Origin of the sequence: Curtobacterium sp. SL109 (genome assembly GCF_026672405.1) — a bacterium.
Classification (GTDB): domain Bacteria; phylum Actinomycetota; class Actinomycetes; order Actinomycetales; family Microbacteriaceae; genus Curtobacterium.
In genome coordinates, this window is the sequence record NZ_JAPPRB010000002.1 from 2,989,910 (window position 1) to 3,011,261 (window position 21,352).

Sequence of the window (21,352 nt, forward strand, 5' to 3'; positions counted from 1 at the left end):
TGGTGGTGACCGCCCACGGTCTGGAGGCTCGGGGCGGGCCGGTCCCGCGCCTCCCGTCCGGTGGTCGGCCGGGTGGGCGCTCCGGCGACCGCGCGGGACGGGCCTCAGACGAGCAGCAGGATCCCGGCGACGATCGAGGCGGCGGTGATCGCCAGGGCGATCAGCAGCAGGACCAGGTGCACCCGGTAGAAGGTCGTCGGGCGGCCGGCTGCGTCACGCGCGCGGGTGTCCTTCGCGACCCGCTGGAAGAAGCGGGGCCAGGCGACCAGGTTGAACAGGGCACCGATGAACAGGACGACTGCAGCGAAGACGAGCACCTCGGGAGTCTACCGACGGCGTCCGAGGTGCTCGGGCCTGCGTCGCTCCGGTCCGGGGTGCTCGGCCGCCCCCAACGCGGCCGAGTCCCACCGGCGATCACCACACGAAGTGTAGCAATGGCTACGAACATACACTCCGTGGCGTCCCACGTCGACCCGTGCTCGCTCCGGACGGGTCAGGAGGCGTCGAGCGCTGACTCGGCCCGGGCGAGGGCGGTGCGCTCGTGGTCGTCCAGCGAGGACCGGGAGCTGCGGACGCCGTCGTTGATCTCGACGATCAGGCGGCTGAGCCGTGTGGCGGGGTCGGCGGTGGCCGGGTACTCGTTGTCGCTGCCCATGCGGGCGTGCAAGGGCGTGAGGGTCGCGATCGCGGTCTCCACGGCGCGGGCACGCCGGGCACGGGCGGTGCGGTGCCCGATGACGAGCAGGAGCATGCCCGACGCGACGCAGAGGACCGCGCCCGGGGTGGCGATGTCGTACGGCAGCGAGAGCCGCCGGGTCAGGGCGACGTCCCCGGACACGTGTGCGAGGTCCATCACGATGACGACCGCCATCCGCACGACCCCGGCCACACCGCCGAGCACGAGGACCCAGAGCCCGACGAGGTCCGTGCGCGTGCGGGCCTCGCGGACGTGCAGCACGCAGATCCACCCGGTGGCGGCGAGGGCCACCCCGAGGTAGACCGTCTGCGCGATCGAGTAGACCGCCGCTGCCGGCTCGGCCCCGGCGACGAGCATGAAGGTCGTCGTCGTCGGGGGCTTGTCGAGCACGACGAACGCGGTGACGATCACGACCCCGACGACGGCGCAGGACACGATGATCGCGGTCCGCAACCACCGACTGTCAGCACCGACGGCCTTCGCGACGCCCCAGAGCAGCGTGCTCGTGCCGGCGATCATCAGGCAGTCGCTGACCACGGTCACGACGTTCCGGCCGCCGACCAGGGGGTCGAGCCAGCGGTAGAGCGGGTCGACGTTCGTGACGATCGTGGCGGAGAACAGCAGGAACGTCACGGCCAACGTGCGGTCCTGCCCGCGCTGCAGGACGAACAGGACGACCGCACCCGCGACGAGCAGGACGGCCTGGGCGACGGCGAGGATCATCGCGGGTGTCCGCTCAGCCGAAGACGCCGCGGAAGGCGCTCGGCCGGCTGCGGTGGTCGCGGATGAGCTGCGCGAGGCGGTCGGCGAAGTGCTCGGCCTCGCGTTCGAAGGCGTTCTCGAACAAGCCGCGCGCCATGGCCCGCTCGACCTTGTACTCGGGCAGGTCCGGGATGACGTCCCGGATGTACGCCGACTGCGCCGCGGCGTCGTGGTGGGCGTGCAGCACGTGGCCGAGCTCGTGCCCGATCACGAATGCGCGGAAGGTGCGCGAGGGGGACGGCGAGATCATGATGAGGTGCTGGTGCTCGAGCGTCGCGACGAAGCCGCAGACGGGCTCGTTCGCCAGGAAGGCCTCTTCCCGCACGACGATCGGCTTGCCGACGATCTCCGAGGCCACGCGGACGGCGTCGTCCACGTCCGCCCAGCGCTCGTCGCGTCCGCGGTCCCAGAAGGCGTCCACGCGGTCAGCGGTCACGGCAGGATCCCGCGCTGCGACTCCTCCTCGATCACCGCGGCGATCCGGCGGAGGGCGTCGGGTGAGAGCTCGCCGGGGAACGTGCGGGCGGCGAACCCGCTGACCCGGGCCGAGCGGAGCGACCGGACGAGGGCGAGCTGCGCGCCGATCCGCTCCGGGATCTGGCTGTCCTCGAGCAGGAAGCGCTCGTCGACCTCGAAGAAGCCGGCGAGGAGCTGCAGCAGCGCGGTGTCCCGGTTGCGACGACCGTCGCCCGAGATCATGTAGGTCCACTTCGCACGGGAGAGCGATCCGCCGTGGGCGTCGACCCACTCCTCGATCGCGGAGAACGGCACCGGCGCGCCGCGCTGCGACTCCTCGAAGTCGAGCAGCAGGTTGAGCCGACGTGCGAGTTCGGCGGCGTCGAGCGCGCCGCCCTTCGGTTCGTGCGTGTCCATGCGTCCCGACCCCCTCCGGATACACGAAGACCCCCGCCGGAGCGAGGGTCTCAGTCGTGTGCACCCCCTCGGACTTGAACCGAGAACCCACTGATTAAGAGTCAGTTGCTCTGCCAATTGAGCTAGAGGTGCATGCACTCTGCTTGCGAGTGCCGTTCCGGTGTGTGTCCCGCAACGGGAATCAACAATAGCATGGGATTCGGGCGCCCGAGAACACCTCCGGGTCCCGACCGAACAGGAGCACCATGACCGACCGTCTCGTCGCCGGCGACACCGCCCCGGACTTCACCCTGCAGGACCAGGACGGCACCGAGCACACCCTCGGGTCCCTGCGCGGACGCAAGGTCATCGTGTACTTCTACCCCGCGGCGTCCACCCCGGGCTGCACCACCGAGGCCTGCGACTTCCGCGACAACATGTCCTCGTTGCAGGCCGCCGGGTACGAGGTCCTCGGCGTGTCGAAGGACGACCTCCCCGCCCTCGCGACCTTCAAGGACGAGCAGGCCCTGACCTTCCCGCTGCTGAGCGACCCGGACCTCGCGGTGCACAAGGCGTACGCGGCCTGGGGCGAGAAGAACACCTACGGCAAGGTCGTCACCGGCACGATCCGGTCGACGATCGTCGTCGACGAGGACGGCACCGTGCAGCTCCCCCTCTACAACGTGAAGGCGACCGGTCACGTGGCGAGCCTCCGGAAGAAGCTCGGCCTGGTCTGAGTCTGCGACGCGCTGGAGGCCCGGTGCCGGTCCCTGGGACCGGCACCGGGCCTCCAGTGCGTCGCCGGTGGTGTCGCCGGCGGTGACGGTGGTGTCGCCGGCGGTGACGGTGGTGGCGTCGCTGGGCGCTACTCGACCCGGCGGGCCAACGTGGTCGTCACCGACTTCGACAGCACCAGCGTGATGGCGACGAGCGCCGGCAGGAGCAGTGCCCACCCGACCGCCGGGACCCGGAACACGCCCTGGAACGCGCCGATCGCGAGCGCTCCCTGCAGGACCTGCCACACGACGATGCCGCTGCGCACCCACGGCCGGCTGCGCCAGAGACCGACGAGCAGCGACCCGAGCCACAGCGCGGCGATCGCTGCCAGCAACACGAGGGCGATGCCGGACGCCACGCTGGTGGCCGGCGCGACGAGGAGCTCGACGAGCAGGACGACCGTCACGACCGCGACGGCGAGGAACTCGAGCGCGAGGACGATGAGCAGGCCGTACATCGCCCGCGACCGCGGCTCGGGAGCGTCGGGGGCGGTCGAGGTGGGGTCAGACACAGAGATCCTCCAGCATTGCAACCCTTGATTTGGTCATATCAGTATGGAACGATGTTCGAGGTCGTTTGGACGGCACGATGTGGTGTGCGTCTCCCCGTGGTTCGACGTTCTTCCCCCGAGCGTTCTGCGGGCGTCAGGCTCTCCCCGCGCGGTTTCCTCCCCACAGGATCTTCCCGCTCGTCACATGTGCATGTGCAGAGTCCTCCAGCCCCGAACCACGGCCCCGGCCTGCCGTTCGAGCACTGACATCAAGGAGCACCACCACATGGATTGGCGTGACAAGGCAGCTTGCCTCACCGCAGACCCCGAGCTCTTCTTCCCCGTCGGGAACACCGGGCCCGCGGTGGACCAGATCGAGAAGGCCAAGTCGGTGTGCGCTCGTTGCACGGTGACGGAGATGTGCCTGCAGTACGCACTCGAGAACAACCAGGACTCCGGTGTCTGGGGTGGCCTCAGCGAGGACGAGCGTCGCGCGCTCAAGCGTCGCGCCGCCCGGGCTCGCCGCGCCTCCTGACGCCGCAGCGCTGACACCGACGCCCGTCGTGCCCCTCGGGGTGCGGCGGGCGTCGTCGTGCGCGGGGCGGCGGCTGGGCTCGCAAGACACCGGTGTTCTGCAGTCACGCCGCGGGAAGTCGCGGCGCGATAGCTGAACACCGGTGTTTCGCGATGCCCGGACCCGCCCTGGCCAGGCGCACGCTCGGCTCGGCACGGCACGGACATGCACGCGCACGCGCACGCGCACGCGCACGCGGCTACGCGGCCGCGGTCTCCCAGCGGAACGGGATCGAGATCGTGACCTCGGTGCCGCTGCCGGTGAGCGTGTGCCAGTCGATCGTGCCGCCGAGCTCGCCCTGGATGAGCGTGCGGACGATCTGCGTGCCGAGGCCTGAGCCGACCTTGCCCTCGGGCAGCCCCACGCCGTTGTCGCGGACCTGGATCTCGAGGTGGTCGTCCGAGCGGTGGGCGACGATCTCGACCTCGCCGTCGCGGCCGTCGAGTCCGTGCTCCACCGCGTTCGTCACGAGCTCCGTCAGCCCGAGCGCGAGCGGCGTGGCAGCCTCGGAGGGCAGGACGCCGAACTCCCCGGTCTTCTTCGGGTGCACGGTCGTGTTGTGGGACGCCGCGACCTCGGTCACGAGCTTGAGCACGGAGTCGAAGACCTCGTCGAAGTCGACGTTCTGGCTGAGGCCGGTCGACAGGGTGTCGTGCACGACGGCGATCGCCGCCACGCGCCGCATCGCGTTCTGCAGGGACGTCTTGGCCTCTTCCGAGTGCGTGCGCCGCGCCTGGATGCGCAGGAGCGAGGCCACCGTCTGCAGGTTGTTCTTCACGCGGTGGTGGATCTCGCGGATCGTCGCGTCCTTGGTGATCAGCTCGCGCTCCTGGTGCCGCATCTCGGTGACGTCGCGGCAGAGCACGACCGCGCCGATCCGCTCACCGTGGTCGCGCAGCGGGATCGACCGCAGGGTGACCGCGACGCCGTTCGACTCGATGTCCGCGCGCCAGGGAGCACGCCCGGTGACGACGAGCGGCAGGGACTCGTCGACGTCGAGCTGGGCGCCGAGGAGTTCAGTGGTGACCTCGGCCAGGGACTTCCGCTCGAGTTCGCCCTCGAAGCCCATCCGGTTGAAGGCGCTCAGGCCGTTCGGGCTGGCGAACGTGACGATGCCGTTCGTGTCGAGGCGGAGCAGGCCGTCGCTCGCACGGGGTGCGCCACGACGCGGGCCGGCCGGAGCACCGAGGTCCGGGAAGTCGCCCGTCGCGATCATGCCGAACAGGTCGTTCGCGCTCGCGGTGAAGTTGAGCTCCTGGCGGCTCGGCGTGCGCATCTCGTCCTGGTTCGAGTGGCGCGTGACGACGGCGATCGGCCGGTCGGTCGTCTGCTTGCTCTTCGCGCTGAGGCGCCGGAGCACGGGGATGGCCCGGACGCGGGTCGGGGTGTCCTCGTACCAGTCCGGCTCGGCGGAGTCGACGACGCGGGCGGACGCGAAGCTCTCGGTGACCTGCTCGCGCCACTCCTCGCGGATCTCCTGCCCGACGATGTCGCGGTAGAACAGCGTCGCGGCGGACGACGGACGGGCGTGGGCGACGGCCACGAAGGAGCCGTCCTCGGCCGTCGGCACCCAGAGCACCATGTCGGCGAACGACAGGTCCGAGAGGAGCTGCCAGTCCCCCACGAGCAGGTGGAGCCACTCCACGTCCGCTTCGGAGGACCGGCCTTGTGCGAGGACGAGATCACTGAGGGTCGACACCCGACCAGTCTAGGTCCGGGCGCGTTGTGGACAGATCGCCGTTCTCCACAGGTCAGGCTCGTCGTCATTTCGCATTTCGCATTCCCCATACGCTCTGCCCACCAACGAAAGGGGCCGGGGTGGCGCGGGAAGCACAGCGGGTCGACGACGATCCGCACCAGAGCACGGAGGCGGGAGTCACTGCGGTCGGGCAGGAGGCGACGGCACTGCGGGTCGACACCGTCGGGTTCGAGCACGCTGCGACGACGGCGCTCGTGCCACGACCGGTCGGAGACGACGGGCCGGACCGGGCCGACGAGTCGACACCGGAATCACCACCCCTCCCCGACCCGGCAGCGACCGCGCAGGCGCTGGCACTCTGCGTCGCCGAGATCCTCACCGGCGCTCGGGACGTCGAGAGCATCGCCCGGTGGATCACGGACGACGTGCAGCGGCACCTCCACCAGCGAGCGGCGTACGCCGCCCGGGCACGGTCCGCCTCCCCGCACCGGAACCGACGGCCGTCGATCCGCGTCGGGACCGTCGTGGTGAGCCGCCCGCGGGACGGCGTGGCCGAGGCGAGCGTGGTGGTCCACACCCGGAGCCGCGCCCGAGCGGTCGCGATCCGGCTCGAGGAGCGTGCCGGGCGGTGGCGCGCCACCGCGATCGGGATGCTCTGACCGGCGCGGTCGCTCCTCGACGGACCACGCCACAGACGGGAGGCCCGGTGCCAGCTGGCACCGGGCCTCCCGTCTGGTGGCGTGGTCCGGTCTAGCCCTTCTTGGCGGCCTGACGACGGTCGGCGCGGTTGGTGGCCGTCGCCTGACCGGTCGCCGTGGCGGCCGAGCCGAAGGCCGAGCCCTTCTCGGGCGCGATCTCGGCCTCTTCTTCCGCCTGCGCCTGCTGAGCCAGCGCCGTGGCGGCCTGCTCGAGGCGACCGCGCTCGTCGCGGACCTCGACCTCGCCGTCGATCGACGGAGCGGAGAACTCGAGGCCGGCGACCTCTTCCTCGTCGAGGCCCTTGGCCTCGATGACCGCGTTCTCGCCGTCCGACTGGACCTGCACCTCGAGGTTGAACAGGAAGCCGACCGACTCCTCGCGGATCTGCCCCATCATCGTCTGGAACAGGGCGTAGCCCTCGCGCTGGTACTCGACCAGCGGGTCACGCTGCGCCATGGCACGGAGGCCGATGCCGTCCTTGAGGTAGTCCATCTCGTAGAGGTGGTCACGCCAGCGGCGGTCGACCACCGAGAGGACGACGCGACGCTCGAGCTCGCGCATCGCCTCTTCGCCGAGGGTCTCCTCGCGCTTGGCGTAGGCGAGCTGGGCGTCGGAGAGGATCTCGCGACCGAGGAACTCCCGCGTCGCCTTGCCCTTCGAGCCGGCCTCGGTGATGATCTCGTCGATCGTGATCGAGATCGGGAAGAGCGTGCCGAGCTCGGTCCACATGGCGTCGAGGTCCCAGTCGTCCGGGGAGCCCTCGCCGGTGTGGGTGTCGATGACGTCGTCCACGACGTTCTTCAGGAAGTTCTGCGTGCGCTCGTGGAGGTCGTCGCCCTCGAGGATGTGGCGACGGTCGCTGTAGATCGCCTCGCGCTGCCGGTTGAGGACGTCGTCGTACTTGAGGACGTTCTTGCGGATCTCGGCGTTGCGGCCCTCGACCTGGGACTGGGCGGACCGGATCGCACGGCCGACGAGCTTGTTCTCGATGGCGAGGTCGTCCGGGACGTTCGAGCGGCCCATCAGGCTCTCGGCGGCACCGGAGTTGAACAGGCGCATGAGGTCGTCGGTCAGCGACAGGTAGAAGCGGCTCTCGCCCGGGTCACCCTGACGGCCGGAACGACCACGCAGCTGGTTGTCGATGCGGCGGGACTCGTGGCGCTCGGTGCCGAGGACGTACAGGCCGCCGACCGCGCGGACCTTGTCGCCCTCTTCCTCGACGATCGCCTTCGTCTTCGCGAAGACCTCGTCCCAGGCGGACTCGTACTCGTCGGGGGTCTCGGTGGGCGAGAGGCCCTTCGTGTGCATCTCCTGCACCGCGAGGAACTCCGAGTTGCCACCGAGCATGATGTCGGTGCCGCGGCCGGCCATGTTCGTGGCGACCGTCACGGCGCCGTAGCGTCCGGCCTGGGCGACGATGGCGGCTTCTCGTGCGTGGTTCTTCGCGTTGAGGACCTCGTGCTTGACGCCCTTCTTCGCGAGGAGCTTGGAGAGGTACTCGGACTTCTCGACGCTCGTGGTGCCGACGAGGACGGGCTGGCCCTTCTCGTGGCGCTCCTCGATGTCGTTGGCGACCTGCTCGAACTTGGCCTTCTCGTTCTTGTAGACGAGGTCGGTCTGGTCGATGCGCTGCATCGGCTTGTTCGTCGGGATGGCGACGACGCCGAGCTTGTACGTCGACATGAACTCGGCCGCTTCGGTCTCCGCGGTGCCGGTCATGCCGGAGAGCTTCTGGTACAGGCGGAAGTAGTTCTGCAGCGTGACGGTGGCGAGGGTCTGGTTCTCGGCCTTGACCTCGACGCCCTCCTTGGCCTCGATCGCCTGGTGGATGCCCTCGTTGTAGCGACGGCCCATCAGGATGCGGCCGGTGTGCTCGTCGACGATGAGCACCTCGCCGTTCATCACGACGTAGTCCTTGTCGCGCTTGAACAGGGAGTCCGCCTTGATGGCGTTGTTCAGGAAGGAGATCAGCGGGGTGTTCGCCGACTCGTAGAGGTTGTCGATGCCGAGGTAGTCCTCGACCTTCTCGATGCCGGGCTCGAGCACACCGACGGTGCGCTTCTTCTCGTCGACCTCGAAGTCCTCGCCCGCGGTGAGGCGCTTGGCGATCGAGGCGAACTCGGTGAACCAGCGGTTGGCCTCACCGGAGGACGGGCCCGAGATGATGAGCGGCGTGCGGGCCTCGTCGATGAGGATCGAGTCGACCTCGTCCACGATGGCGAAGAAGTGGCCGCGCTGCACCATGTCGACGGCCTGCCAGGCCATGTTGTCGCGCAGGTAGTCGAAGCCGAACTCGTTGTTCGTGCCGTAGGTGATGTCGGCGGCGTACTGCTCGCGGCGCTCGGCCGGCGACTGGTTCGCCACGATGCACCCGGTCGTCATGCCGAGGGCACGGAACACACGGCCCATGAGCTCGGACTGGTACGACGCCAGGAAGTCGTTCACGGTGATGACGTGGACGCCGCGCGACGGGATCGCGTTGAGGTACGCCGCGGTCGTCGCGACGAGGGTCTTGCCCTCACCGGTCTTCATCTCGGCGATGTTGCCGAGGTGGAGCGCCGCGCCACCCATGAGCTGCACGTCGAAGTGCCGCATGCCGAGGGTGCGCTTCGAGGCCTCGCGCACGGCGGCGAAGGCCTCCGGCAGCAGGTCGTCGAGGGTCTCGCCGTTGGCGTACCGCTCGCGCAGCTCCTTGGTCTCGTCCTGGAGCTCCTCGTCGCTGAGGCTCGCGAAGTCGTCCTCGAGGTCGTTGATCGCGGAGGCGTACGCCTTCAGTCGTCGGAGGGTGCGTCCTTCACCGACGCGGAGGACCTTCTCCAGCACGTTTGCCACGTGAACTCCTTACGGTTCGTCGCGCGCGGTCGGCGCGTCCGAACAGCCAGTCATGCTAGCAACCCGCCCGAGCCCTGTGCTGTGAGGAACGCCGACGGAACACAGGTGTGCGCGGCCCCCGAACGGGCCGCGCACACCGGGGTGGTCCCTCGGACGCTCAGGCGAGCGCGGCCGCGGGCTCCGTCTGCGTCGTCTCGTCGGCGGCTTCGTCGGTGCGGACGGCGTCGGTGCCGTCGAGCCCGATGACGCCGTAGTCCCAGCCCTTGCGTCGGTAGACGACGCTCGGACGGCGGGTCTCCGCGTCGACGAACAGGTAGAAGTCGTGTCCGACGAGCTCCATGAAGTAGAGCGCGTCGTCCACGGTCATCGGCTCCGCGGTGAAGACCTTCTCGCGGATGACGACGGGCGAGTAGACCTCGTCCTCGTCGTCGTGGGGCTCCTCGGTCACCACCGGGATCGCCCCCGTGGCGACGTCCTCGATGAGCTTGCCGTCGGCGGGCACGACGTCCATGCCGTCGAACGCGGACCCGGCCGCCTCGGCGACGGAGGTCGGACGGTGGCGACCGCGGTGCACCTTGCGGCGGTCGCGGGCCCGGCGGAGGCGCTCCATGATCCGGGCGAAGGCGAGGTCGAACGCGGCGTACTTGTCCGACGCGGCGGACTCGGCCCGCACGAGGGGCCCCGGACCGATGAGCGTCAGTTCGACGCGGTCCTCGCCCTGACCGCCGCCGCTCTTCTCGTTGTGTCGGCTGATCCGCACCTCGAAGGCGAGTGCGCGATCGGCGAGCACGTCGATCTTGTCGGACTTCTGCTCGACGTAGGTACGGAATCGGTCGGTGACCCCGACGTTCCGGCCTGTGATCGTCACGTCCATGGCGGCTCCCATCACTGAGTCGGCGCGTCACCTGCTTCCGGCGAACTCCGACGCCTTGCCAGGGACGCTAGACCCGCCGACGGACCCGTGTCACCGGGTGTGGGCGCGTCGGAGCGGACACCCACCGGATGCACAGAGGACACCGGGCGTTCACCCGAGGTCGGCGTCATGCCTCGACGCTCGCCGTCGCGACGCACCGCACCACCCGGCCACCGGCTGCCCGCACGGCACGGACCGCCTCGGCCATCGTCACCCCGGTGGTGACGACGTCGTCGACGAGGACGACGGTGCGGCCCTCGACCCGCACGGCTCGGAGGGTGCCGACCGTGGCGGCCACCCGTTCCAGCGCCGTCCGCTCCTTCTGGCCCGCCCCGGCGCGCAGGCCGACACCGTGCAGGCCGACAGCGTGCAGGCTGCCATCGTGCCGGCTGCCACCGTGCACGCCGCCACCGTGCCGGCTGCCACCGAGCAGCCCACGGCCGCGTGCCCGGGCACGGTGCAGCTGCCCGGTCCCCCGCACACCGCCCCGAGCGAGCAGGAGCACCACGGGGTCGAAGCCGCGTCGACGCCGGCCACGCGGGGACGGCGGGACGCGGAGGACGAGCGTGCCCGGCGGTGCCTCGGCGAGCGCACGACGCACCAGCGCGGCGGTCCGGCGGCCGAGGGGACCGGCGACGTCGACACGGCCGCGCAGCTTGAGCTCGAGGAGCAGGGTGCGGACGAGGCCCTCGTACTCGAAGGCGGCGTCGAGGCGCACCCCGCCGACGAGCCGGACCCGGTGCGGGCAGCCCTCGAGGGTGGCACGGCAGGACCGGCAGAGGGCGCGGTCGGGCGCGCCGCAGCCGAGACAGGCAACGGGCAGGAACAGGGCGAGGACGGCGACGAGTGCGTCGCGCCAGGGGTGTGGAGCCGGGGTCATGGGGCGATCCTGGCGGCGGGAGGACGCCGGGCGGGGGCCGGGGGGCGGACCGGTGGAGGGCCTCCCGGCCGGACCGGCTGTGGAGGGACGGCCGGACCGGCCGTGGAGGGACAGCTGGCCCGGCCGTCGTGGGACCGCCTGCCCCGCCCCGTCAGCGCTGGACGCCGAGCACCGACGCGCTGATCCCGGTCCGGTCCCACCCGCCGCCGGTGGACTGCACGACCTGCCCGTCCCGCATCAGCAGGAGCAGCGAGTGCGCGCTGCCGCCGACGATCTGCGTCGCCTCGTCCTCCGGTCGCTGCAGGGCGACCGACTGCCCGCCGATGGTGGCACGGACGACGCTCGGTCCACTCGACGTCTGCCCGAGCGAGGCGACGTCGAGGTCGCTCACCCACGTGGCGCCGAGTGCCTCGCCGGCTGCGGCCTGCAGGCGCACGGGTGCACCGAGCGCCGTCGGTGAGCGGTCCGAGTCGCGGATGATCGCCATCACGTAGAGCGCGGACCCGGCTCCGGTGTCGACGAGGGCGAGTGCCCTGGTGGAGTCGCGGGACACCTGGAAGGAGACCAGGTCCCCGTCCGGCAGGGTCGACGCGACGGCGTGCGAGTCACCGGCGAAGCCGTAGGCCGTGATCTTCCTGGTGTCCTTCGCGGTCCCCACCCACACGAAGCCCGCGTCGTCCACGGACGGGTCGACGAACCCGTCACCGGCGACGATGCGCAGCGGCCGCTTGCCGTTCTTGACCGTCCACACGCCGTCGACGTTGCCGAACGCGGCGTCCGACCCCGAGGCGGTCAGCGACAGCGACGTCGGGTCGAGGCGGCTGAGAGCGCTCCCGAGCCCGTTGCCGAGCGTGGAGACGTCCCCGCTGCCCGGGGTCGCGAAGCCGACGGTGTCGTCGTCGACGACGAGCGGGCGCGGGTCGACGTCGGGGTCGACGACGGCGCTCGTGCCGCTGGAGTCCGGCACGGAGAAGGTGGCGCCCTCGATGGTCATCGTGATCGAGGAGATGGTCGCGACCGTCGACAGCGAGCGGGCCAGCTGCTCCCGCATCCGCACCTTGTCGACGGTGGTCGCACGGAGCGCGTCGCTCGACAGGTCCACCTGGGCGCTGCCGTTGTCCACCGTGACGGCGTTCAGCGAGAGCTGCGTGCCCTCGGGGAACGAGGACACCACGGCACCCTTGAGCCAGTCGGCCGGACCGGCGAGCAGGGCGCTCGCGATCCGGGTGCTCGTGGAGGAGCGGGCCAGGAACCAGCGCTCGTCCGGCACCAGGAAGCGGTAGGTGGGGTCGTAGAAGTACAGGGCGTGCGCCTGGAACACCTGCTCGAAGCTGACCGGCGTCAGGATGATGCCGTCCGGCGCGTAGCTGATGCGCCACTCGCCGTCCTCCTTCACGAACTGGAAGGTCAGCGTGGACGAGGTGGGGCGGACGGCCTGGGTGTACTCGCCGTCGCTGTCGACGGTGGCGCTCGCCGTGAGCGTGTACGTGAGCTCGCGGGTGCCGGTGCGGTCGACGTCCCCGGCGCCCTGGCGGACGGTGACGCTCTGGCGCGGGTTCCACTTCTGGGCGAAGGAGGCGCTGAGGAACTCGCGGGCGATGGCGTAGTTGTCCTGGGCCCCGGTCGCGGCCTCGATGAACTGCTGCAGGATGGTGTCCTGGGCGGAGCCCTTCTCCGGCCCGCTCGGGCGGTAGTCGACCCCGGACACGGTGTCGTCCTTGAGGTCCTGACCGCTCCGCACCGGACCGCCGGTGGGGATGGCGGCGCAGGCGGTGAGCGCGACGAGGGTGAGCGCGGCGAGCGCGACGGCGAGCAGCCGGCGGGGCGAACGTCGGCGCGAGCCGCCGGCGCCCCGGGTGCCCGGGGTGCCCCGGCCGGCTGGCGGGGTCGCGGTGGTCCTGGTCATCGGGTGTCTCCTCCGCTCGGGCCGTCGTAGTGCTCGTCGAGCTCGGGCAGCGGGATGGCCGACGTCGCCGTGGCCTCCTGCCCGCGGCGCGGGACGGTGAGCACGAACGCCGAGCCTTCCCCCGGTCGGGACCAGACGTCGATGCGCCCACCGTGGAGGTTGGCGTCGCCGAGGCTGATCGCCAGGCCGAGACCCGTGCCGCCGATGGTGCGCTTGCGGCTCGGGTCGGCGCGCCAGAACCGGTCGAACACGCGTGCGGTGTCCTCAGCCGGCATCCCGACGCCGTGGTCCCGCACGGCGATCGCGACGGTCCTGGCGTCGCTGTCGACGACCACGTGCACGGGCTTGCCGTCCCCGTGCTCGACGGCGTTGCCGACGAGGTTGCGCAGGATGCGCCGGATGCGTCGTCCGTCGAGCTGCATCGTGGTGTGCCCGCCGGGGGTCGCGAGGACGAGCTCGACGCCGGCGCGCTCGGCGAGCGGACGGAACTCGTCGACGATGTCGGCGGTGAGCGACGCCGGCACGACGGGCTCGGTCTCGAGCTCGACGGCCTGCGCGTCGTAGCGGGAGATCTCGAGGAGGTCGGACAGGAGCAGCTCGAAGCGGTCGATCTGGTCGTGGAGGAGCTCGGCCGAGCGCCCCACCGCGGGTTCGAACGCGTGCCGGGCGTCGTAGAGCACGTCGCCCGCCAGGCGGATCGTGGTGAGCGGCGTGCGCAGCTCGTGGGAGACGTCGGAGACGAAGCGCTGCTGCACCCGGGACAGCTCGGCGAGCTGGGTGATCTGCCGGCTGACGGCGTCCGCCATCCCGTTGAAGCTCCGCGCGAGGGTGGCGACGTCGTCCTGCCCCTTCACCGGGATCCGCTCGTCGAGCCGTCCCGAGGCGATCTTCCGGCTCGTCTCCGCTGCGCCGCGGATCGGCACGACGACGAGCCGGACGACGAGCGACGTGACGAGGGCGATGAGCACGATGAGCGCGACACCGCCGATCGAGAGCGTCTGCGACACGAAGTCGAGGGTCTGCTGGGCGTCGGAGAGGTCGTACACCAGGTAGAGCTCGTACTGCCCGGCACTCGGGATCTGCAGCGTCGACCCGACGGCGAGCCCCGGCTGCCGGCGACCGGCGTCGTCGAGGCGCACGGCCTGCAGGCTGAGCTTGCCGGTGTTCTTCGCCACCTCCTTCCGGAGCTCGTCCGTGATGACGGCGTCCGGGAAGTACTGGCTGGCCAGGTTCTGCAGCGTCTGCGGGCCCGACGCCCCGGGCGAGCGCTCGATCGCGATGCTCGTGCCGCCGGGGCTCGTCGTGTTCGACAGGATCGCGCGCTGCGCCTCGTTCTGCAGCGTCTCGAGCTCGGACTGGTTGTTGTCCTCGGCCGCCGTGGCCGCGTCGAAGATGCCCTGCGCCACGTTCGTGGCCCTGGCGGACTCGGCCTCGATCTGGTCGCGGCGCTGCGAGTACACGTTGCTCGAGATGCTCAGCATCACCGCGGTGCCGATGATCGCGACGGCGAGTCCGGTGGTGGTGACGGTGATCGCCACCGACCGGAACATCAGCGAGCGCCGCCAGAAGAACGCGATGCCCCGCCAGCCCCGTCTGGCCCAGGCGCGGAGCCGTCGACGCGTCCGCGACAGGGACGGCTGCCCGGACGAGCTCGGCACGGTGCTCAGGCTCCCCCGGCGCGGTAGCCGACGCCGCGGACGGTGGTCACGATGCGCGGTGCGTCGGGGTCGTGCTCGATCTTCGCGCGGAGCCGCTGCACGTGCACGTTCACGAGTCGGGTGTCGGCCTTGTAGTGGTAGCCCCACACCTGCTCGAGCAGCATCTCGCGCGTGAAGACCTGGTTCGGCTTCTCGGCGAGGGCCCGCAGCAGGTCGAACTCGAGCGGGGTCAGCGCGATCACGGCGTCACCGCGGCGGACCTCGTGACCGGGGACGTCGACGACCAGGTCACCGACGTGCAGGACCGTCGCGTCGGAGGCGGTCGGCCGCAGGCGCGTGCGGATGCGGGCGACGAGCTCCTTCGGGTTGAAGGGCTTGACCACGTAGTCGTCGGCGCCGTTCTCGAGGCCGGCGACGACGTCGGACGTGTCGCCCTTCGCGGTGAGCATGATGATCGGCGTGCCGCTCTCGGCGCGGATCCGGCGGCACACCTCGATGCCGTCGATGCCCGGGAGCATGACGTCGAGGAGCACCAGGTCGGGCTTCGTCGCGTGGAAGGCCTCGACGGCGTCGTTGCCGTCGCCGCTGAACTCGGGCTCGTAGCCCTCGGCGCGGAGGACGATGCCGATCATCTCGGCGAGGGCCTGGTCGTCGTCGACGACGAGGATGCGCGGTGTCATGTGATGTGGACTCCGGGTGGCGTGCGGGGATGCCCGGGCAGGCACCGTCCGTTCACGATAGCCGAGGCCCCGTCACGCCGGGTTTTCCGCCAGGATGGGGAGGTCCGCGTGTTCCCGGCGCGGCCGACGTGAGGGGGCGGTCCGATGGCCGGCGATGGATGGCAGACACCAGGGGCGGGCGGGGGCCCTGCCGACGGACAGCAGCCCGACGGACAGCAGTCCGGTGGACAGCAGTCGGGTGGACAGCAGTCGGGTGGACAGCAGTCGGGTGGACAGCAGGGTCCTCAGCCAGGAGGCTCCCGGTACGGCACGACGCCGCCTCCGTCTCCGACACCCCCGCCTCCAGGGCGCGGGTCCGGTCCGACACCGCCGTCCCGTCCGGTGATCCCGCTGCGCCCGCTCGGGCTCGGTGACGTGCTGGCCGGCGCGTTCACCGTGTTCCGGCGCAACGCGCGCGTGCTGCTCCTCTGGAGCCTGCTGCTCTCCGGCGTGCTCGGCCTGGCGTCCACCGTCGCCACGACCCTCGGGCAGCGGTCGCTGCAGGAGCGGATGCTCTCCGCGATCGGCACGGGGACCGGTACCGGGTCCGGACCCGGCTCGGACGCCGACGCGATCACCGCGGGCTCGGTCACGCTCTACATCCTGCTCGCGCTCGGGGTGCCGTTCCTGGCGTTCCTGGCACGCGGGTTCCTCGTCGCCCCGGTCGCGGTCGACACCGGGCAGCGGGTGCTCGGCCGGCGCGGCACGTTCCGCGGGCTCTGGGCGCTCCTCGAGGGCCGGCGGCTGTCGGTGCTGTGGTGGATGCTCCTGCAGCTCGCGGCCGGCGCGGTGATCGGCGCGGTGTTCGTGGCCGTGCTGATCGGCTTCTTCGGGGCGCTGGGCGCGACGGACACGGCGATCGGCGGGTTCTTCCTGGCGCTCCTCGGGCTCGGGCTCGTCTTCGGGCTGCTCGTGGCCTTCTTCGCCACCCGGTTCGCCTTCACGGTGCCGACCATCGCGCTCGAGGGCCGCGGGGTGTTCTCCGCCGCCGCGCAGTCCTGGCGGCTGACCCGCGGTGCGTTCTGGCGGACGTTCGGCATCCTGCTCCTCGTGCAGATCGCCTTCAGCATCGTCGCGGGCATCGCGAGCACGCCGCTCACCCTCGGCGTCTCGCTGTTCTCCGGCGTGTTCGACCCGCTCGGGCAGACGACGGGGCGCCCAGGTGGCCTGTCGGCCGGAGCCGTCGTCGCGCTCGTGGTCGGCAGCCTCCTGACGATCGCGGTGCAGTGCATCACGGACGTCCTGAGCGCCTCGGTGACGACCTTCCTGGCGATCGACCGCCGCATCCGGACCGAGGCCCTCGACCAGCGCATCGCGGCGCACCTGGAGACCGGCCAGCCCGCGGACCCGTTCGCCCCCGCACACCCCGTCGCCCAGCGTCCGTGGCCGCAGCAGCCGCAGCAGCCCTGGGGTCCGCCGCCCCCGCCGTGGGGTCCGCAACCGCCGCTGGGCCAGCAGCCGCAGCAGTGGGGTGGGCAGCAGCAGCCGCCGCAGTGGGGCGGGCAGCAGCCGCAACCGCCGCAGTGGGGTCCGTCGCGACCGGACGGGCGGGGATGACGAGCGTCGACCCCGACCAGGCCCGGCGGCTCCTCGAGCGGGAGCTCGAGCGCGGTGAGTACAGCGGCGCGCACGTGACCTGGTGGGACCGGGCGTCGCAGGACGTCCTCGCGTGGTTCAGTTCGCTCCGTCCGGACGGCGTCGGCGGTGTCGGGCTCAGCCGCACGCTGCTCGTCGTGGCGATCGTCGTGCTCGTCGCGGTGGTCGTGCTCGTCGTCGTCTCGCGCGGACTGCCGCGGCGCCGCGCCCGGCTCCGGGCCGACGACGTCCGCGGAGTCCTCGACGACGACGACCTGCGCTCGGCCGCCACCATCGCCTCGGCCGCCCGCACCGCGATGCGCGACGGGGACTGGTCGACCGCCGTGCTCGAGGGCTACCGGGCCGTCGCCCGTGGTCTCGGTGAGCGCGACCTCGTCCCCGACGTCCCCGGAGCGACCGCAGGCGCGATCGCGGTCCGGGCCTCCCGGCCGTTCCCGTCGTTCCGCGACGACCTGCACCGGGCAGCGACCACGTTCGACGACGTGCGGTACCTCGGGCTCGACACCGACGAGGCTGCAGCGCGTCAGGTCCTCGACACCGAGGACCGGCTCCGCACGGCCCGACCGGTCCGGACGGACGGGCCGGTGGTCCCCGCATGACCACGACGACGACCGCCACGACGACGCCGACGCGCGACCGCGGCACCGCCAGCCCGGGTGCGCCGACGCCGGACGGGCAGCGCGAGGGCCGACGGTTCCGCGTCGTGTTCTGGGTCGCCATCGTGCTGGTCGGGCTCCTGCTCGCGGCGGTCACGGCGGCGGTCGGCAGTGGCTCCAGCCCCACGGACACCCCGCTCGACCCCGGGTCGGCGACCGCGAGCGGTTCGAAGGCGCTCGTCCGGGTCCTCGAGCAGCGCGGCACCACGGTCGACGTCGTCCGGGACGCCGACCGGGTCGACCCCGACGGCACGGTCCTCGTCGACGACTCCGCCGGCGTCCTCTCCGCGGGCGTCGCACGGCGCATCGCGCGCTCCGCGTCGGACGTGGTGCTCGTCACCACCGACCCGGGCGTCCTCGAGTCCTTCCGCGTCCGCGCCGACCCGGCCGGGCCCGTCCAGGCGACCGGACCGGTCTCGACGGCCGCGTGCGGGATCCCGGCGGCCCGGAGTGCCCGGTCGGTCACCCCGACCGGCTCCGGGTACACGGTGCGGGCGTCCGCCGGCACGCGCTGCGCCCCGGACGGCACCGGCAGCGCCCGCGTCTGGGGACTCGTCCGGACGGACACCGCCACGGGGACCGTGACGCTCGTCGGCACCACCGACGCGTTCCGCAACGACACCGTCACGACCGCGGGGAACGCGGCGCTGGCACTCGGCCTGCTCGGCGGCGCCGACCACCTGTCCTGGTACGTGCCCCGTGCTGGGAGCACCGACGCCGCACCGTCGCTCGGTGACCTCGCTCCCCCGTGGGTGCCGAGCGCGATCGGCATGGCCGCAGCGGTGGCGATCGCCGCCGGCGTGTGGCGCGGCCGTCGGCTCGGCCCGCTCGTCGTCGAGTCGATGCCCGTCGTGGTCCGCGCCTCGGAGACGACCGAGGGCCGAGCACGCCTCTACGCCAGGACCCGCGACCGCACCCACGCGCTCGACACCCTCCGGGTCGCCGCCCTCCGGCGGGTCGGTCGCTCGCTCGGGCTCCCCCGCTCCGCCCACGTCGACGAGGTCGTCCGCCGTGCCGCCGACGCCACCGGCCTGCCGGCGGCACGGGTCGGCGCCGTGCTCGTCGGCGGACCGACGCCCGACGACCGAGCGCTCGTCGACGGCGCTGCCGCGATCGACGACCTGGAACGCGCCGTGCGGCGAGCCGTCGCCGGGGACGCACCACGAGCCTCCCGGCCGACCGACCCGACCGCCACCGGAACCACACACCTGACCGACCCCCGACCAGGAGGACGACCGTGACCGACCTGCCCACCACCACCGGCGCCACCGGCGCCACGACGACCGATGAGCTCCGCGACGCCTTCACCCGCGTGCGCGTCGAGGTCGGCAAAGCCGTCGTCGGGCAGGAGGGTGCCGTCTCCGGGATGATCGTCGGGCTGCTGGCGCAGGGCCACGTCCTGCTGGAGGGCGTCCCCGGTGTCGCGAAGACCCTGCTGGTGCGGAGCCTCGCCGCCGCGATGTCGCTCGACACGAAGCGCATCCAGTTCACCCCGGACCTGATGCCCGGCGACGTCACCGGGTCGCTCGTCTACGACGCCTCCACCGGGACCTTCCCGTTCCGCGAGGGGCCCGTCTTCACGAACGTGCTCCTCGCCGACGAGGTGAACCGCACGCCACCGAAGACGCAGTCCGCGCTGCTCGAGGCCATGGAGGAACGCCAGGTCAGCGTCGACGGGTCGCCGAAGCTGCTCCCCGACCCGTTCTTCGTCGCGGCGACGATGAACCCGATCGAGTTCGAGGGCACCTACACGCTGCCAGAGGCCCAGCTCGACCGCTTCCTGATGAAGCTCACCCTCGACGTCCCACCGCGGGACGTCGAGTGGCAGGTGCTCCGCCGGCACGCCGACGGGTTCGTCCCGCGGGACGTCCGCTCGGCGGGCATCGTGCCGGTCGTCGGCGCGGACGAGGTCCTCGCCGCCCAACGAGCGGTGCGCGCTGTCGGTGCCCGGGACGACGTGCTCGCGTACATCGTCGACCTCGCCCGGGCGACCCGGCAGGCGCCGTCGGTGCGGGTCGGGGTCAGCCCCCGCGGTGCCACGGCCCTGCTCGCGGCTGCGAAGGCCTGGGCGTGGCTCACCGGGTACGACGGCATCACGCCCGACCACGTCCAGGCGATGCTGCTGCCCGTGTGGCGGCACCGGCTGCGGGTCGCCGCGGACGCCGAACTCGAGGGCGTCGGCGCCGACGGCGTGCTGCAGCAGGTGCTCGAGCAGGTGCGGGTGCCGATCTAGTGGCGATCTCCGGCCGGTTCGTCGCGCTCCTCGCCGTCGCGATCGTCCCCACCGTGCTGTTCGCCAGCGGGTGGGGCGGTGTCGCGTGGGCGGGTGTCGTCGTGCTCGCCGCGGGGCTGGACCTGGTGCTCGCCGCAGATCTGGCGGCCGTCCGGGTCGAGCGGCGGATGCCCCGGCTGGCCCGGCGGGACACCGTCGCCGACGCGACGCTCGTCCTCGCGAACGACGGCCGTCGTCCCCTGCGCGCCGAGGTCCGCGACATGTGGGAGCCCTCCGCCGGTCATGCACCACGGCGGATCCGGATGACCGTCCCCGCCGAGGAACGCCGCACCGCCAGGATGCGCTTCGCCCCCTTCCGGCGCGGACGTCGTCGGAGTGCGGGGATCGCCGTCCGTGCGTTCGGCCCGCTCGGGCTCGCAGCCCGGCAACGGGTGATCCCGACGGGCGCGGAGCTCGTCGTGACGCCGCCGTTCCGGTCGCGTCGACACCTGCCCTCGCGGCTCGCCCGGCTCCGGGAACTCGACGGCGAGACGACGCTGCAGCTCCGCGGACACGGAACAGAGTTCGACTCGTTGCGTGACTACGTGCGCGGGGACGACGTCCGGTCGATCGACTGGCGGGCCACGGCACGGCGGCAGGACCTCGTCGTGCGGACCTGGCGCCCCGAGCGGGACCGGCGCGTGGTCGTCGTCGTCGACGCCGGGCGTGCCGGGGCCGGACGCGTCGGCGACGAACCCCGCCTGGACACCTTCATCGAGACCGCCCTGCTCGTCGGCGCACTCGCCGCAGCCGCCGGAGACCGGGTCGACCTGGTGGTCCTCGACGACCAGCCGCGCGGACGCGTGCACGGGGCCACCCGCGTCGACGTCGTGCAGCGGTTCGGGGAGACGCTCGCGCTCGCGGAACCGGGACTCGCCGCAACCGACTGGTCCGCGGTGCCGGCGCTGGTGGACAGCGTCACGACGCAGCGGTCCCTCGTGGTGCTCGCGACCAGTCTCGACTCCGTCGGGGCGTCCGCCGACCTGCTCACGATGCTGCCGGCGCTCGCGCGACGGCACGCGGTGGTGGTGACGGCCGTGGACGACCCGGCCGTGGCCGCGATGGCGGGGCGAGGCGACGCCGGACGGGGTGGCGGGCCGGGTGCGAGCCTCCCGGCCGGTGCCGGTGCCGGTACGGGTGCCGGTACGGGTGCCGGTCGTGCGGGCGCGGGTGGTGCCGGGCGCGACGTCTACCGTCGTGCGGCGGCGGAGCGGACCCTGCTCGACGCGGACGGCGTGGCGGACGTGGCCCGTCGAGCCGGCGTCGAGGTCGTGCACGGGGCACCGGAGTCGGTGCCGCCGATGGTGGCCGACGCCTACCTGCGGGCGAAGGCAGCCGGGCGGCTCTGAGGACGGGCGGCCCGTCCGTGT

Annotated in this window: 20 protein-coding genes and 1 tRNA gene; 8 read left to right on the top strand and 13 right to left on the bottom strand. The window is 72.1% G+C overall.

What is annotated here, in order from left to right; all coding sequences use genetic code 11:
- Positions 1-104: 104 nt before the first annotated feature.
- From OVA28_RS15610 to OVA28_RS15630, 5 genes are all read right to left on the bottom strand, one after another.
- Positions 105-317 (bottom strand): SCO4848 family membrane protein, encoded by a 213-nt coding sequence (locus tag OVA28_RS15610; RefSeq protein WP_071271390.1) that lies wholly within the window; start codon positions 315-317, stop codon positions 105-107.
- 176 nt (positions 318-493) lie between these two features.
- On the bottom strand, positions 494-1,420 hold the full coding sequence (locus OVA28_RS15615) for a hypothetical protein (RefSeq protein WP_268097586.1): 927 nt from the start codon (positions 1,418-1,420) through the stop codon (positions 494-496).
- 13 nt (positions 1,421-1,433) lie between these two features.
- Entirely contained in the window at positions 1,434-1,895 is a 462-nt protein-coding gene (locus OVA28_RS15620) for an ImmA/IrrE family metallo-endopeptidase (RefSeq protein WP_194661913.1), read from the bottom strand.
- Positions 1,892-2,332, bottom strand: coding sequence for a hypothetical protein (locus OVA28_RS15625; protein WP_194661914.1), 441 nt, complete (start codon positions 2,330-2,332; stop codon positions 1,892-1,894). The genes OVA28_RS15620 and OVA28_RS15625 overlap by 4 nt, the downstream gene beginning before the upstream one ends.
- 59 nt (positions 2,333-2,391) lie before the next feature.
- A tRNA-Lys gene (locus OVA28_RS15630) sits at positions 2,392-2,464 on the bottom strand.
- Positions 2,465-2,577: 113 nt separating this feature from the next.
- Here OVA28_RS15630 and bcp point away from each other — a divergent pair.
- Complete coding sequence (bcp, locus tag OVA28_RS15635) at positions 2,578-3,048, top strand: thioredoxin-dependent thiol peroxidase (RefSeq protein WP_194661916.1); 471 nt, start codon at positions 2,578-2,580, stop codon at positions 3,046-3,048.
- A 128-nt stretch (positions 3,049-3,176) separates the two neighbouring features.
- Here bcp and OVA28_RS15640 read toward each other — a convergent pair whose 3' ends face one another.
- Positions 3,177-3,599 carry a hypothetical protein gene (locus OVA28_RS15640; RefSeq protein WP_268097587.1) on the bottom strand — a complete coding sequence of 141 codons (423 nt, stop codon included), beginning with the start codon at positions 3,597-3,599 and terminating at the stop codon, positions 3,177-3,179.
- A gap of 265 nt (positions 3,600-3,864) precedes the next feature.
- Here OVA28_RS15640 and OVA28_RS15645 point away from each other — a divergent pair, with 265 nt between their 5' ends.
- Positions 3,865-4,113, top strand: coding sequence for a WhiB family transcriptional regulator (locus OVA28_RS15645; protein ID WP_017888820.1), 249 nt, complete (start codon positions 3,865-3,867; stop codon positions 4,111-4,113).
- Between the two features lie 238 nt (positions 4,114-4,351).
- Here the strand turns inward: OVA28_RS15645 and OVA28_RS15650 are convergent, their stop codons facing one another.
- On the bottom strand, positions 4,352-5,851 hold the full coding sequence (locus OVA28_RS15650) for a sensor histidine kinase (RefSeq protein WP_194661920.1): 1,500 nt from the start codon (positions 5,849-5,851) through the stop codon (positions 4,352-4,354).
- 119 nt (positions 5,852-5,970) lie between these two features.
- On the opposite strand from OVA28_RS15650, the gene OVA28_RS15655 reads away from it, so the two are divergent.
- On the top strand, positions 5,971-6,510 hold the full coding sequence (locus tag OVA28_RS15655; protein ID WP_268097593.1) for an Rv3235 family protein: 540 nt from the start codon (positions 5,971-5,973) through the stop codon (positions 6,508-6,510).
- Between the two features lie 91 nt (positions 6,511-6,601).
- Here the strand turns inward: OVA28_RS15655 and secA are convergent, their stop codons facing one another.
- The 6 genes from secA to mtrA all read right to left on the bottom strand — a co-directional run bounded on the left by secA (position 6,602) and on the right by mtrA (position 15,419).
- Positions 6,602-9,382: a preprotein translocase subunit SecA gene (secA, locus tag OVA28_RS15660; RefSeq protein ID WP_194661934.1), complete on the bottom strand. Its 2,781-nt coding sequence runs from the start codon at positions 9,380-9,382 to the stop codon at positions 6,602-6,604.
- A 157-nt stretch (positions 9,383-9,539) separates the two neighbouring features.
- Positions 9,540-10,256 carry a ribosome hibernation-promoting factor, HPF/YfiA family gene (hpf, locus tag OVA28_RS15665; RefSeq protein ID WP_268097594.1) on the bottom strand — a complete coding sequence of 239 codons (717 nt, stop codon included), beginning with the start codon at positions 10,254-10,256 and terminating at the stop codon, positions 9,540-9,542.
- Positions 10,257-10,422: 166 nt separating this feature from the next.
- A complete protein-coding gene (locus OVA28_RS15670) occupies positions 10,423-11,175 on the bottom strand; it encodes a ComF family protein (protein ID WP_268097596.1) in 753 nt (250 codons plus the stop codon).
- A gap of 151 nt (positions 11,176-11,326) precedes the next feature.
- Positions 11,327-13,081, bottom strand: coding sequence for a GerMN domain-containing protein (locus OVA28_RS15675; protein WP_268097597.1), 1,755 nt, complete (start codon positions 13,079-13,081; stop codon positions 11,327-11,329).
- Complete coding sequence (gene mtrB, locus OVA28_RS15680; RefSeq protein WP_268097598.1) at positions 13,078-14,739, bottom strand: MtrAB system histidine kinase MtrB; 1,662 nt, start codon at positions 14,737-14,739, stop codon at positions 13,078-13,080. The genes OVA28_RS15675 and mtrB overlap by 4 nt, the downstream gene beginning before the upstream one ends.
- A 5-nt stretch (positions 14,740-14,744) precedes the next feature.
- Entirely contained in the window at positions 14,745-15,419 is a 675-nt protein-coding gene (mtrA, locus tag OVA28_RS15685) for an MtrAB system response regulator MtrA (protein ID WP_071271417.1), read from the bottom strand.
- Positions 15,420-15,800: 381 nt separating this feature from the next.
- On the opposite strand from mtrA, the gene OVA28_RS15690 reads away from it, so the two are divergent.
- From OVA28_RS15690 to OVA28_RS15710, 5 genes are read left to right on the top strand one after another with little or no spacing between them, the layout of a single operon-like run.
- A complete protein-coding gene (locus OVA28_RS15690) occupies positions 15,801-17,015 on the top strand; it encodes a glycerophosphoryl diester phosphodiesterase membrane domain-containing protein (RefSeq protein ID WP_268097599.1) in 1,215 nt (404 codons plus the stop codon).
- On the top strand, positions 17,012-17,653 hold the full coding sequence (locus OVA28_RS15695) for a DUF4129 domain-containing protein (RefSeq protein WP_268097600.1): 642 nt from the start codon (positions 17,012-17,014) through the stop codon (positions 17,651-17,653). The genes OVA28_RS15690 and OVA28_RS15695 overlap by 4 nt, the downstream gene beginning before the upstream one ends.
- On the top strand, positions 17,650-18,951 hold the full coding sequence (locus OVA28_RS15700; protein ID WP_268097602.1) for a DUF4350 domain-containing protein: 1,302 nt from the start codon (positions 17,650-17,652) through the stop codon (positions 18,949-18,951). Before OVA28_RS15695 ends, OVA28_RS15700 begins: the two co-directional genes overlap by 4 nt.
- The gene (locus OVA28_RS15705) at positions 18,948-19,943 is read left to right on the top strand and encodes an AAA family ATPase (protein WP_268097603.1); all 996 of its coding nucleotides are present in this window, start codon (positions 18,948-18,950) and stop codon (positions 19,941-19,943) included. The genes OVA28_RS15700 and OVA28_RS15705 overlap by 4 nt, the downstream gene beginning before the upstream one ends.
- The gene (locus OVA28_RS15710; protein ID WP_268097604.1) at positions 19,943-21,331 is read left to right on the top strand and encodes a DUF58 domain-containing protein; all 1,389 of its coding nucleotides are present in this window, start codon (positions 19,943-19,945) and stop codon (positions 21,329-21,331) included. The genes OVA28_RS15705 and OVA28_RS15710 overlap by 1 nt, the downstream gene beginning before the upstream one ends.
- Positions 21,332-21,352 lie beyond the last annotated feature (21 nt).